We start from the raw sequence: 13,703 nt of genomic DNA on the forward strand, positions 1-13,703 counted from the left end.
GTCTTTTCGAAACGCGCACCGCGCATCGAACCGGGGCAAAATGTCGCAGCGATGCGCATGCCGGCCGCGCGTCGCAGGCCCGCGCTTTTGTTCATCGTGCACGAGGCGCGGTAAGATGCGCACATTCGCCCGGCGGGCGCGCCCGCCGGCAGCCATTCTCATCAGCGAATCGATGCAATCCGTCCCGCTTTCCCTTCCCCTTGCCCGCACCGCGTTCTTTCTCGACTTCGACGGCACGCTCGTCGACCTCGCGCCGACGCCCGACGCGATCCAGGTGCCGCCCGACGTGCCCGCGCTCGTCGACGAACTGCGGCGGCTCTCGCACGGCGCGGTCGCGATCGTGTCGGGGCGCGGCATCGGCAGCATCGACGCGTACCTGAACCTGCCCGATCTGCCGGTGGCGGGCCTGCACGGCGCCGAGCGGCGCGACGCGAACGGCGACACGCAGCGGATCGGCTTCGACGATCCGCGCCTCTTGCGCATCGAGCGCGAGCTCGCGGCGGTCGTCGAGCGGCATCCCGGCATGCTGCTCGAGATCAAGGGCGCGGCGCTCGCGCTGCACTTTCGCAACGCGCCCGAGCGCGAGGGCGTCGCGCGCGCGGCGGCCGAGCGGCTCGTCGCCGACTATCCGGACGCGTACGTGCTGCAGCCGGGCAAGATGGTGTTCGAGATCAAGCCGAAGGGCGTCGACAAGGGGCGCGCGGTCGCCGCGTTCCTGAACGAGCCGCCGTTCGCCGGCCGCATGCCGGTGTTCGCCGGCGACGATCTGACCGACGAGCTGGGCTTCGCCGTCGTCAACGCGAACGGCGGGCTGTCGATCAAGGTCGGCGCGGGCGACACGTCGGCGCGCGCGCGCGTCGAATCGGTCGCCGCGTTCCGCGAGCAGCTCGCGCGCTGGATCGACGCGGGGCGCGCGCTCGCATGAGTCGTCTCATCATCGTCTCGAACCGGGTCGCGCCGATCTCGGAAGGGGAGCCGGCTGCGGGCGGCCTCGCGATCGGCGTCTACGACGCGTTGAAGGAAACGGGCGGCATGTGGTTCGGCTGGAGCGGCGAGGTCGTCGCGTCGGGCGCGCCGCAGATTCGCGTCGAGGAGCACGGCCCCGTCACGTTCGCGACGATCGGCCTGTCGCGGCGCGATTACGATCAGTACTACCGGGGCTTCTCGAACGCGACGCTGTGGCCCGCGTTCCATTACCGCGCGGACCTGATCCAGTTCGACCGCCACGAGTTCGAAGGCTACTCGCGCGTGAACGTGTGGCTCGCGCAGCAGCTCGTGCCGCTCTTGCGCGACGACGACGTGATCTGGGTGCACGACTATCACCTGATCCCGTTCGCGAAGGCGCTGCGCGCGGCGGGCGTGAAGAACCGGATCGGCTTCTTCCTGCACATTCCGTTTCCGGCCGCGCAGGTGCTCGTGAACGTGCCGCCGCATCGCGAGCTCGTCGACGCGCTGTGCGCGTTCGACCTGCTCGGCTTCCAGACCGACACCGATCTGCGCGCGTTCTTCGAATACGTCGAATACGAGGCGGGCGGCGCGGTCGATCGCACCGCGCATCCGGCGCGCGTCGACGCGTTCGGGCGCTCGCTGCGCGCGGCCGCCTATCCGATCGGCGTCTATCCGGACGAGATCGCCGCGCTCGCGAAGGCGGGCGAGAACGGCCGCGCGGTGAAATCGCTCGCGGCGTCGCTGCGCGGGCGGCAGCTCGTGATGAGCGTCGACCGGCTCGATTACTCGAAGGGGCTCGTCGAGCGCTTTCGCGCGTTCGAGAAGCTGCTCGAGCACGAGACGTCGTTCCGCAACCACGTGTCGTTCCTGCAGATCGCGCCGTCGACGCGCGCCGACCTGCGCGCGTACCAGGACATCCGCCGGCAGCTCGAAGGCGAGTCGGGGCGCATCAACGGGCGCTTCGCGGAGCTCGACTGGGCGCCGATCCTCTACATCCACCGGCAATACGAGCGGCCGGTGCTCGCCGCGCTGTACCGGCTCGCGCGCGTGGGCTACGTGACGCCGCTGCGCGACGGGATGAACCTTGTCGCGAAGGAGTACGTGTCCGCGCAGAACCCGGACGATCCGGGCGTGCTCGTGCTGTCGCGCTTCGCGGGCGCCGCGTGCGAGCTCACGGGCGCGCTGATCGTCAACCCGATCGACATCGGCGGAATGGCCGACGCGTTGTCACGCGCGCTGTCGATGCCGCTCGCCGAGCGGCGCGCGCGCCACGCCGACATGCTCGCGCGGCTGCGCGAGAACAACGTGTCGGTGTGGCGCGACAACTTCTTGCGCGATCTCGGGAAATAGCGCGCCGCGCTCGCGGGAGCGGCTGAGGATTCGCGGGTTGGGCGCGGCGCGTTCGTGCCGGTCATGCGGGCGATGCGTGCCGAATGCCGAATCGCGCGGAGTCGAATCGTGTGGAATCGGCGAGATTCGCGACGCGAGCGTCGAAAGTCGAAAGTCGAAAGTCGCGAATGCTTGGAGGCCGCATCGACCGAACGCCTTCCCGATCGTCGCCGACGAGCGCAACGAAAAGGCCCGGCCGGCATATGCCGGCCGGGCCTTTTTTCTGGCGGGGCGAGGATTGCGTACAGGCGGCAGCCGGGCGACGATCGGCTCGACACCGCCGCACTGCCGCCCAACGCCCAACGCCCAACGCCCAACGCCCAACGCCCAACGCCCAACGCCCAACGCCCACCGCGCGGCGCGGTACACGCCGCACACGCGGAGCACCCCGCTAGGCGACGCGCTCGTCGTCGTCGGACGCGGACGAATCGTCGTCGCCGTTGCCGTCCGCGGGCGCCGGCGCGGGCGCGGGCAGATGCCGGCCGTGCTGCTTCGCGAGCAGGTCGCGATAGAGGCCCGGGCGCTCGCGCAACGCGTCGGGGCTGCCGTCGTCGATCACCTTGCCCGCGCTCATCACGATGATCCGGTCGAAGTTGCGCAGCGTCGACAGCCGGTGCGCGATCGCGATCACCGTGCGGCCCGTCATCAGCCGGTCGAGTGCCGCCTGGATCGCTTCCTCGGACGCGCTGTCGAGCGCCGACGTCGCCTCGTCGAGCAGCAGGATCGGCGCGTCCTTCAGGATCGCGCGCGCGATCGCGATCCGCTGCCGCTGGCCGCCCGACAGCTTCACGCCGCGATCGCCGACGATCGTCTCGAAGCCCTCCGGCATCGCCTCGATGAACTCGGTGCAGCGCGCCTCGCGCGCGGCGGCGAGCACTTCCTCGTGCGTCGCCTCGGGGCGGCCGTACGCGATGTTCTCGTAGATCGAACGGTGAAAGAGCGAGATGTCCTGCGGCACGAGCGCGATCGACTGGCGCAGGCTTTCCTGCGTGATCGAGCCGAGGTCCTGGCCGTCGATCCGGATCGAGCCTTGCTGAATGTCGTAGAAGCGCTGCAGCAGCGCGAGCACGGTCGATTTGCCCGCGCCCGACTTGCCGATCAGCCCGACGCGCTGGCCGGGCTCGATGTGCAGGTCGAAGTGGTCGAGGATCGGCCGGCGGTGCGGATACGCGAACGTCACGCGCTCGAAGTCGACGCGGCCGCCGCGCGGCGCGAGCGCAATCGCGTCCGAGCGGTCGGGCATGCCGTGCGGCTCGAGAAGCGTCTTCACCGCTTCGGCGAGGCGCGCGACGTGCTGCGTGACGTCGACGAGCGCGACGGCGAGGTCGCGCGTGCCGTGCAGGATCGTGAAGCCGAGCGAGCTGACGAGCACGATGTCGCCCGATGTCGCGCGGCCCTGGTCCCACAGCCACAGCGCCCAGCCGAGGAGGCCCGCGGACAGCATCGCGGTGATCACCGCGTGCAGCAGGCGCAGCTTCTCCAGATAGAGCAGGCTCTGCTGCCGCGCGTCCATTTCGGCCTTGACGGTCGCGCCGAAGCGCTTCTGCTCGCGCAGCGTCATCCCGAATGCGCGCACGAGCCCCATGTTGCCGATCACGTCGACGAGCTCGCCGTCGACGGCCGCCGCCCTCGCGGCGAAGCGGTGATGGCGTACCGAGCCGCGCTTGGCGAGCTTGAACAGCACGATCGCGAGCACGCCCGAGCACGACAGCAGGCCGAGCGCCATCAGCGGATTGACGACGATGATCATCAGGATCGCGCCCATCACCGCGATGCACGGCGGCAGCACGTTCCACGCCATCGTGTTCTCGGCCGTGTAGATCGCGTTCGACGTCGCGGTGATCCGGCTCGCGAGCGTGCCGGGCTGCTTCTCCGCGTAGTAGGTCTGCGAATGGCCGCTCAGATATTGAAACAGGTCGCGGCGCAGGTCGCCCGTCACCGCGACGAACGTGTGCGCGGCGACCCAGCCGCCGACGCGCCATAGCAGGTTGTCCGCGGCGATGAGGCCGACGAGGAGCGCGAACGCGCCCCAGAGCGGGCCCGGATGATGGCGGCCGGCCGCGAGCACGTCGATCAGGTGCTTGATCGCGTATTGCGAGCCGAGCGCGCAGCCGACCGCCGCGAGCACGCTGGCGAGCACGATGACGTGCGCGACAGGGTGCATCCGGATGTAGCGGAACAGGAACGCGAGCGGCCGGTCGGCGTAGCTCGCGAGCTTCGCGTTGTAGACGTTGCGCTGGGCAGGGGTGAGAGCTTCCAAAATCAGTGCGTGTGGGTGAAACGAGGGTTGAACGCCGCGTCCGAACGTCGCGCCGAGAAGCAGGCGAAAGCCGGCATTGTAATCAAGCCGGTGTGTCGCGCTGCCGCCGAGTTGCGTAACGCCGGGGTATGCGACTCATTTTGGGATAAAATTTTGCGCTTCGTGGCGTGTTCCGCTCGCCGATCGACGAAAAACCGTCGCGCGCACGGCCTGTCGCCGCAGGGAGCGGGGCAGACGCGACTACTCTAAAACGGTCTTCCTGTCAGAAGATTGGCAAAGTGTTGCGTCTTTGTAACAACGTAAAGACTTTGAAATGTTGTGCGCCGCACTGATCGCGACCCCCGATAATCGACTTCGGGTTTGTCCTTAGGTGTTTTACTGGAACCTGTCAACGGATTTCCCGCTGAAACGTTAACTGCCCGTGCGGTGCGGCCTGCGAGGCGACGCAGCCTCAGTGTCGCGAGCCGGCTCGCCTAGCGTCCAACCGACGTCGCGGCGGCGTTCGGCAGGCGGGCGATCGTCCCGCTGTCTTATTGTTTGCCGATTTTTTAGGAGTTACGCATGCGAATCGCTCAAATCGCTCCGTTGCACGAAGCGGTTCCCCCGAAACTGTACGGCGGTACCGAACGGGTGGTGTCCTATCTGACCGAGGCGCTCGTCGAGATGGGGCATGACGTCACGCTCTTCGCGAGCGGCGATTCGCAGACCTCCGCGAAGCTCGAGGCCGTGTGGCCGCAGGCGCTGCGCCTCGATCCGACGATTCGCGACGTGATGGCGCCGCACATGCTGCTGCTCGAGGAAGTGCGCCGCCGCGCGGACGAGTTCGACGTGCTGCACTTCCACATCGACTACTACCCGTTCCCGCTGTTCTCGCGCCAGCCGGTGCCGCATCTGACGACGCTGCACGGCCGCCTCGACCTGCCGGAACTGCAGCCGATCTTCAACACGTTCAGCGACGTGCCCGTCGTGTCGATTTCCGACAACCAGCGCATTCCGCTTTCGCAGGCGAACTGGCTGCAGACGACCTACCACGGCCTGCCCGAGAACCTGCTGAAGCCGATCCCGGACGTGAAGCCGGGCTACCTCGCGTTCCTCGGCCGCATCTCGCCCGAGAAGCGCGTCGACACGGCGATCCGCATCGCCGAGCAGGCCGGCATGCCGATCAAGATCGCGGCGAAGCTCGACAAGGCAGACCGCGCGTACTACGAGGAAAAGATCAAGCCGCTCTTCTCGCTGCCGCACGTCGAATACATCGGCGAGATCAGCGAGGCGGAGAAGGCCGAGTTCCTCGGCAACGCGCACGCGCTGCTGTTCCCGATCGACTGGCCGGAGCCGTTCGGCCTCGTGATGATCGAAGCGATGGCGTGCGGCACGCCGGTCATCGCGTTCAAGCGCGGCTCGGTGCCCGAAGTGATCGAAAACGGCGTGTCCGGCTTCGTCGTCGAAGACGAGCTGTCGGCCGTCGCCGCCGTCAAGCGCCTGGCCACGCTGCCGCGCGAGCGCGTGCGCGCCGCGTTCGACGCGCGCTTCACGTCGAAGGTGATGGCGCGGAACTACGTGAAGGGCTACGAAGAGTTGCTGCGCCAGAAGCGCCGCACGGTGCTGCGCGAAGTCAACGCGGGCTGACGCGCTTCATGTGCGCCGCGCGCGACGTTGCGCGGCGCAGCGCCGTCGAGCGCCGGAAGTTTGATCGATGCCCCGCCCGGGTCGACCGGGCGGGGCATTTTGCATTCGGGGCCGGTTTTCCGGCCGGCCCGGGGGGCGCACCGCGCGCGCCATCTGTTGTATTCACGCCGCGCCACTGTGTCCGGAAACGACGCAATCCGGCGATTTGCGGCGCACGGGCATCAGTCGACCTAGTAATGTCCCTATAATGGCCGTGCCGTAAAATCGGGCCCCGGCAAGGCCGTCAAGAGGAGAGCGTTTTGGCGAGAACGAAACCCACGCGTGCGAATCCGGCTCCCGGCTCGGGCGTCATTTTCGCGTTGCGAGCCATCGGTCTCGTGTTGCTCGCCCGCTGGCTCTTCTCGATGTCGCTGATGGGCTATCGCGCGTCGCTGTCGGCGATGGCGTCGTCGCCGTGGGCGTGCATCAACGTCGTCCTCATGTTCCTGCTGCTGGTGCTCCCGGGCGCGCAGGCGCGCGCCGAGCGCCCGTTCCATCCGCTTCCGCAGTGGCTGCGCCAGGCGCTGCGCTTCTTCGCGCTGCTCGGCTTCCTGTTTGCCGTGTGGTCGGTCGGCGTGTTCACGTGGGCGGCCGGCTGGCGCCGCGCGCTGCATGCGCTGACGCTCAGCAACGGCTGGCTGCTCGCCGCGCCCGCGCTCTATGCGGCCGTCGTCTGGATGTGCCGGCCGCGCGCGCTGTGGCGCACCAACGTCGCCGCGCGCCGCTATGCGATCGGCCGCTACGCGATCTCGCTCGATACGCTCACGCGCACCGTCGTCGTCTGGATGGAAAGCCGCAAGGTCGGGCAATACGACGCGCGCGAGCTGTCGGTCCGCTGGCCGAACGGGGCCGAGCCGCAGCCGTCCGCTGCGTCTTGTTCCGCCGTGGCGGGCGCCGATGCGCCGGGCGCCGATGTGCCGGTGATCGATGCGCCGGCCGCCGTTCCGGGCAGTGACGCCCCGGTCGCCGCCGCGCAACCGGATCTCGCCGCGCAGCCGGGGGCCGCCGCGCCCGCCGCGCCGCCTGCGTCGACGAAAACGCCGTCGTCGGCGCGGCCCGCGCCGCCCACGGGCGGACGGTTCGCGCGGCCGAAGCTCGAGCTGCTGTGGGATTCGCCCGCCGCAGTCGGCCATAACCGCCAGATCGTGATGCGCACGCCGCTCGCGACGGAAGGAGACCGCGTCGCGGCGCGTGCGCTTGACGCATCGCTCAAGCAGGTCGCGTGACGCCGGCGGGCCGGCTCGCGCCGCCGCGTCCGCCTGGCCGACACAAGGAGGACCGATGCTGACCGTTCGATGGTTGCTCGCCGCCGTCCATTTGCTCGCATTCGGTTTCGCGCTCGCGTCGATCGCCGCGCGCAGCCGTGCGCTCAAGCGCGTCGCCGCGTCGCCGCGTCGCGGCAGTCCGCCGATTTGCCCGACGTGTTCAGAGCCGACGCGATCTGGGGCGTGTCCGCGCTCGTGCTGATCACGACGGGCATCGTCCGCGCGTTCGGCGGCTTCGAGAAGGGCGGCGAATACTATCTGCACGCGCCGCTCTTTCATCTGAAAATGGGCGCGCTCGCGCTGATCCTCGTGCTCGAACTGATTCCGATGACGGGCCTCATCCGCTGGCGCGTGACCGCGCGGCGCGGGATGCTGCCGGATCTCGCGCGCGCGCCCGCGTACGCGCGGATCGGTCACGTGCAGGCGATGCTCGTCGTCGTGATCGTGTTCGCGGCGGCCGGGATGGCGCGCGGCGTCGGATTCTGACGCGCCGCAGGCGACGCATGGGGGGGTGTGTGCCTGCGCAAATGAGGGCGCGGGCGCCGCTGCATCGCGGCACGCATCGCCGCCGAGCTCGTTCGCGGCTTGCGCATGCGTCGCGCGCGCGGCGCCTCGGGCGCGTCTTCCGTCAAACGACGTTCTTCTCGACGATCGGCCGGCCTTCCAGCACGCGCTCGAAGCCGAGCGGCGACAAATCGAGCGAATCGTACCGTCCGAGCGCGATCAGCTCCGCGACGCCGCGCCCCGTCGCCGGCCCCTGCTGCAGCCCGTGCCCCGAGAAGCCGTTCGCGAAGATGCAGTTGTCGACGTCCGGATGCGGCCCGATGATCGCGTTCTGGTCGAGCACGTTGTACTCGTAATAGCCGGACCAGCTGCGCGCGACCCGCAGCGCCTCGAACTGCGGCACGCGGTGCGCGAGGGTCGGCCAGATCAGCTCGTCGAAGAGCGCGTGGTCGACGTCGTCGAGCGGCAGATCGTCGAAGTCGCGCTCGGGCGGCGGCGCCGCGCCGCAGATGAACGACGCGCCTTCCGGCCGGAAATAGACGCCGCTCGGATCGATGACGAGCGGGCAGCGCGGCAGCACGGCGGGCGACGTCACGTTGAAGATGCTGCGGCGGCGCGCGTGAACGGGCAGGTCGACGCCGACGAGCGCCGCGATCGAGCGCGCCCACGGGCCGGCCGCGTTGACCATCGCGTCGCAGTCGAACGCGCGGCCGTCGGCCGTCAGCAATTGCGTGACGCGCCGCCCGTCGACGCGCGCGCCCGTCACGTCGGCTCTCACGTATTGCGCGCCGAGCGCGCGCGCCTTCCGGCGCAGCGCCTGCACGAGCCCGTAGCCGTCGAACCATCCTTCGCCGCGCTCGCCGTAGCAGCCGGCGGCGAGATCGTCGGCGTGCAGCCATGGAAACGTCGCGGCGAGCGCGTCGCGCGGCAGATAGCGGATTTGCGCGCCGAGCGACGTCTGCAGCGCGTGGTTCTCGCGCAGCGTCGCGTCGCCCGCGGGCGTCGCGAGAAACAGGTAGCCGCCTTCGTGCAGATCGATCGATGGGCGCTCGCCGTCCACCGCGAGCCGCTCGCCGAGCGAGCGCAGGAATTCGATTCCGAAGAGCGACATCCGGATCGACAGCGGCGTCGAGAACTGCTGGCGGATCGACGCCGCGGACAGCGCGGACGACGCGCGCGCATACGTTGGATCGCGCTCGATCACGGTCACGGAGATGCCCGGATCGAGCGTGCGCAGGAAATAGGCGGTCGCGCTGCCGATGACGCCGCCGCCGACGATGACGACATTCGAATGCATCGAAACTCCAAGGCAAAGGCGCGATGCGCGCCGGTCGGGAAAAAGGCCGCGCGCGTGCAGCGCGTCGCGTGCGGCCCGCCGAATTCAGGGGCGGCCGATCAGCCCCCCTTCGTGACGATCGTCTGCCATGCGCCGTTTTTCACCTGATAGAGCGTCGACATCCCGCTCTTGAGCGATCCGTCGCCGCCGAACGCGATGCGCCCGGTGATGCCCTCGAAGTCGATCTTCTTCAGCGCGGGCTGATACGCGCCCGGCTCGGTCGAGCCCGCCGCCTGCATCGCCCTGATCGCGGCCCACGTCGCGTCGTAGCCGAATTGCGCGTACGACAGCACGTCGACGCCGAAGCGCTTCTTGAAGCGCGCCTCGAAATCCTTGCCCTGCGGCAGCTGGTCGAGCGGCCGGCCGTATTCCCACGCCATCGCGCCTTCGGCCGCCGGGCCCGCGATCTTGATGAATTCGGCGTCCTTCACGCCGCCGCCGCCGACGAATTGCGCGGCGAGGCCGAGCTGCTTCATCTGCTTGATGAAATTCGCCGCGAGCGAATCGAGGCCGCCGAAGAAGATCAGATCGACGTTCTTGCTCTTGAGGCTGGTGATCTGCGCGCGGAAGTCGACTGCCTGGTTGCTCGTGTATTCGCGCGCGACGATCGCGCCGCCTGCGGCCTTCACCGCCTTGTCGAATTCGTCGGCTTCGCCCTGGCCGAACGCGGTGCGGTCGTCGACGATCGCGATCCGCTTGGCCTTCGACACGTCGATCGCGTAGCGGCCCGCGTTGCCCGCGTTCTGGCCGTCGGTCGCGATCACCATGAACACGTTCGCGAGCCCGCGCGACGTGATGACGGGATTCGTCGCGGCCGGATCGATGACGGGGACGCCCGCCTTGTCGTAGACGACCGATGCGGGAATCGTCGTGCCCGAATTGAAGTGGCCGACGACGACCGACACCTTCTTGTCGACGAGGCTCTGCGCGGCCTGCACGCCGATCCGCGGATCGGCCTGATCGTCCTCGACGACGAGCTCGAAGCGCGCGGGCTTGCCGGCGATCTTGATCTTCTGCGCGCGGGCGTCGTCGATCGCGAGCTGCACGCCGTTTTGCAGATCCTTGCCGTAGCCCGCGTTGACGCCCGTGAGCGGCGCGGCGAAACCGATCTTGACGGGCGTGTCGTCGGCGGCGCGCGCGGCGCCGGTTGCGCCGCACGCGAGCGCGGCGGCGAGGGCGAGGGAGGACAGGGGCGAGCGGAGTCTCATGTTCTTTCCTTGTAGGCGATGCGCGAACGGGACGCGAGTGGCGCGGATGCACGAAGCCCGCGTCGCGGCCGGCGGGTCGGCTCGGCGCGGCGAAGCTGGCTTTCCGATTTATAGAAGGCCAAATTGGGCGAGTCTTGTCGATTTGCGGCGCATCGGATGCGGATTTGCGCATAGCCGCGCGACGGCGGGCGAGGGTGGGAAATGGCGGGGCGGCCTCGATTCTGCAGACTGTTGGCGATTGGCGCCGCGCTTGCGTGCGTGCGGGTGAGCGGCGCATTGCGGCAGAAGGCGGCGCCCGGCGGCCGTGAGCGGGCGGAGGGGAGGGTGATCGAAAGAACGGCGGATGGGCCGCTCGCAGGTTGCGCTTCGCGCAAACGGGGCGATGCTCGATGCCGGCAAACGGCAAACGGCAAACGGCAAACGGCAAACGGCAAACGGCAAACGGCAAACGGCAAACGGCAAACGGCAAACGGCAAACGGCAAACGGCAAACGGCAAACGGCAAACGGCAAACGGCAAACGGCAAACGGCGAACGGCAAACGGCGAACGGCGAACGGCGAACGATGAGCAGCACGCAGAGAGCGGAAAACGGAAGGCGAGAGAAACAGAAAGACGGGAGCGGAAGTGCGGCAAGCGGAAACCGATGTGATCGCGGATGCAGCGAGTGCGCGCCGTCGACGAAGAAGGTACGGCCCACCGTTCTCGCCGCTCGATGCGATTCCGATTTCGTGCGACGGTTCGCCTGCGCGCAACCGATCGGTCGTCACGCAACGCAACCCAACGCGACGCGACGCAACGCAACGCAACGCAATCAGGTGCGACGCGCCGTGCCGCGCGCGTCGCGCCCCGTGTTTCTCGTAACCGTTCGGCCGCCGCCGCGCGATCACGCCGCCGTGCGAGCGCCCGTCGCGCAACGGCGCGATCGCCGGCGCGCGTTGCGCTCGCCGCGCGCACCGCCGAAGCGGCGCGCGCGAGCGTGCGCGTCGACGCTCAGACCGTCGCGATCAGCGGATCGCTCGTGCTCGGCCGGCCCGTCTCGACGTGCCCCGCGAAGCGGCGCAGGAAGCCGTTCGGCGCGCCGTCGGAGACGGTGAGGTCGTACCAGCTGTGGCTGTCGCGCAGATCCCAGTAGTCGTTGATCCGCTGGCCGGGCTTGAGCTCGTAGACGCGCGGGCTGTCGTTGCCGTACGCGTTCGTCACCGTGAGCCGCACCGTCGCGCGGCCGCGGTTCGACAGGCGCAGCGTGACGTTGCCGTTCGCGACGTCGTAGCCGTAGATCACTTCCGGGTTCGCGGCGAGGCCGAGCGCCGCGGCGGTCGAGCCGCGGAACTGGCACAGGAAGCCGTTCGGGCCGTAGACGGTCAGGTCGTAGATGCTCAGCGTGAGCGCCGTGCTCCACTCATCGGACAGGCGCTTGTGCGCGTCGACCGTGTACGCCCACGGGCCGTCGGGGCGATTGCCGGCCGTCACCTGGAACGACGCGCCCGCGCGGCCCGTGTTCGCGAAGGTCAGCTTGAACTTGCCGGTCGACTTGTCGATGCGGCCGAGCACGAAGAGCTCGTACGGCAGCGCGCGCGCGGCGCGCAGGCCCGCTTCCTGTTTCGGCATCGATTGCGCGACGGGCGGCACCGGCACGTAGCTCGGATGGCGATTGCGATCGGGCGGCGCGTAGGCGCTCGTGTCGGGCAACTGCGGCCAGCTGTCGTCGGGGCTCGCGAAGTTGAACGCGGACGTGAGGTCGCCGCACACCGTGCGGCGCCACGGCGTCACGTTCGGCGCGCGCACCGAATAGCGATCGTTGAAGCGCGCCTCGACGAATTGCAGCAGCGACGTGTGATCGAACGTCTGCGAGCAGACCCAGCCGCCCTTCGTCCACGGCGACACGACGAGCATCGGCACGCGCGGCCCGAGCCCGTACGGCCCGGCCATGTGCGTCGCGTCGCCCGGGAAGATCTCGCCCGCCGCCGACACCGTCGACAGCCCGTTGTCGCGCGATTGCGGCGCGAACGGCGGCGCGACGTGATCGAAGAAGCCGTCGTTTTCGTCGTACGTGATGAAGAGCGCGGTCTTGCTCCACACGTCCGGATTCGACGTCAGCGCCTTCAGCACCTGCTCGACGTACCATGCGCCGTAGTTCGCCGGCCAGTTCGGGTGTTCGGAATACGCTTCCGGCGCGCAGATCCACGACACCTGCGGCAGCGTGCCGTTCTTCACGTCCTGCTGCAGCACGTCGAAGAGGGTGCCGCCCGCGCTGACGTTGGTGCCCGTGCGGGCCTTGTCGTACAGCGGCGTGCCCGGCTGCGCGTTGCGGTACTGGTTGAAGTAGAGGAGCGAGTTGTCGCCGTAGTTGCCGATGTACGGATTCTGCGTCCAGCCCCACGAGCCCGCCGCGTCGAGGCCCGTGCCGACGTCCTGATAGATTTTCCACGACACGCCCGCCTGCTCGAGCGTCTCCGGATACGTGCTCCAGCCGTAGCCTTTCTCCTCGTTGCCGAGCACGGGGCCGCCGCCCGCGCCGTCGTTGCCGACGTAGCCGGTCCACATGTAGTAGCGGTTCGGATCGGTCGAGCTCGGGATCGAGCAGTGGTACGCGTCGCAGATCGTGAACGCGTCGGCGAGCTGGTAGTGGAACGGGATGTCGTCGCGCTCGAGGTACGCCATCGTCGTCGTCCCCTTGTTCGCGATCCAGCGGTCGTAGCGGCCCTTGTTCCAGGCGCCGTGCATGTCCTGCCAGCCGTGCGGCAGATCCTGCAGGAACTGCATGCCGAGATTCGACGCGTCCGGATGGAACGGCGGCAGCTCGGCCGGGCCGAGGAGCACCGGTTGATGGAACACCGACTTGCCGTTCTGCATCACGAGCGGGCGCGGATCGCCGAAGCCGCGCACGCCGCGCAGCTTGCCGAAGTAATGGTCGAACGAGCGGTTTTCCTGCATCAGGATCACGATGTGCTCGATGTCGCGGATCGTGCCGGTGCGGCGGTTCGCGGGAATCGCGAGCGCTTCGCGGATCACGGGCGGAAAGAGCTGCAAGGCGGCGGCGCCCGCCGTGCCGGCGGCGAGGCGCAGAAAGTCGCGGCGATTCTGATTGGTCATGTTGTCGCTTCCTTGTCTGGAGTGGGGCGAGACCG

The 13,703-nt window shown here is 68.9% G+C and carries 9 protein-coding genes and 1 pseudogene; 6 read left to right on the forward strand and 4 right to left on the reverse strand.

Annotation, left to right across the window (positions count from 1 at the left end; all coding sequences use genetic code 11):
• The first annotated feature begins 115 nt into the window (after positions 1-115).
• Positions 116-925, forward strand: a complete 810-nt coding sequence (gene otsB, locus WS78_RS05660; protein ID WP_081989861.1) for a trehalose-phosphatase — start codon at positions 116-118, stop codon at positions 923-925.
• Entirely contained in the window at positions 922-2,298 is a 1,377-nt protein-coding gene (otsA, locus tag WS78_RS05665) for an alpha,alpha-trehalose-phosphate synthase (UDP-forming) (RefSeq protein ID WP_059584803.1), read from the forward strand. The genes otsB and otsA overlap by 4 nt, the downstream gene beginning before the upstream one ends.
• 430 nt (positions 2,299-2,728) lie before the next feature.
• Here otsA and WS78_RS05670 read toward each other — a convergent pair whose 3' ends face one another.
• Positions 2,729-4,597: an ABC transporter ATP-binding protein gene (locus WS78_RS05670; protein WP_038751106.1), complete on the reverse strand. Its 1,869-nt coding sequence runs from the start codon at positions 4,595-4,597 to the stop codon at positions 2,729-2,731.
• Between the two features lie 561 nt (positions 4,598-5,158).
• Between WS78_RS05670 and WS78_RS05675 the strand changes: the two genes are divergently transcribed.
• The 3 genes and pseudogenes from WS78_RS05675 to WS78_RS05685 all read left to right on the forward strand — a co-directional run bounded on the left by WS78_RS05675 (position 5,159) and on the right by WS78_RS05685 (position 8,013).
• Positions 5,159-6,223, forward strand: coding sequence for a glycosyltransferase family 4 protein (locus WS78_RS05675; RefSeq protein WP_038751104.1), 1,065 nt, complete (start codon positions 5,159-5,161; stop codon positions 6,221-6,223).
• A gap of 299 nt (positions 6,224-6,522) precedes the next feature.
• Positions 6,523-7,488, forward strand: coding sequence for a hypothetical protein (locus WS78_RS05680; RefSeq protein ID WP_059584801.1), 966 nt, complete (start codon positions 6,523-6,525; stop codon positions 7,486-7,488).
• 58 nt (positions 7,489-7,546) lie between these two features.
• Positions 7,547-8,013 (forward strand): annotated as a pseudogene (locus tag WS78_RS05685) (DUF2214 family protein).
• A gap of 142 nt (positions 8,014-8,155) precedes the next feature.
• Here the strand turns inward: WS78_RS05685 and WS78_RS05690 are convergent.
• On the reverse strand, positions 8,156-9,328 hold the full coding sequence (locus WS78_RS05690; protein ID WP_059584799.1) for an NAD(P)/FAD-dependent oxidoreductase: 1,173 nt from the start codon (positions 9,326-9,328) through the stop codon (positions 8,156-8,158).
• Positions 9,329-9,426: 98 nt separating this feature from the next.
• Positions 9,427-10,575 carry a branched-chain amino acid ABC transporter substrate-binding protein gene (locus WS78_RS05695; RefSeq protein WP_038751099.1) on the reverse strand — a complete coding sequence of 383 codons (1,149 nt, stop codon included), beginning with the start codon at positions 10,573-10,575 and terminating at the stop codon, positions 9,427-9,429.
• Positions 10,576-10,918: 343 nt separating this feature from the next.
• Here WS78_RS05695 and WS78_RS35580 point away from each other — a divergent pair, with 343 nt between their 5' ends.
• On the forward strand, positions 10,919-11,224 hold the full coding sequence (locus WS78_RS35580; RefSeq protein ID WP_157131147.1) for a 6-phosphofructokinase: 306 nt from the start codon (positions 10,919-10,921) through the stop codon (positions 11,222-11,224).
• A gap of 341 nt (positions 11,225-11,565) precedes the next feature.
• On the opposite strand, the gene WS78_RS05705 is transcribed toward WS78_RS35580, so the two are convergent.
• Positions 11,566-13,668 (reverse strand): phosphocholine-specific phospholipase C, encoded by a 2,103-nt coding sequence (locus tag WS78_RS05705; RefSeq protein ID WP_059584796.1) that lies wholly within the window; start codon positions 13,666-13,668, stop codon positions 11,566-11,568.
• Positions 13,669-13,703 lie beyond the last annotated feature (35 nt).

The sequence above is a fragment of the Burkholderia savannae genome, assembly GCF_001524445.2.
In the GTDB taxonomy this organism is placed as follows: Bacteria; Pseudomonadota; Gammaproteobacteria; order Burkholderiales; family Burkholderiaceae; genus Burkholderia; species Burkholderia savannae.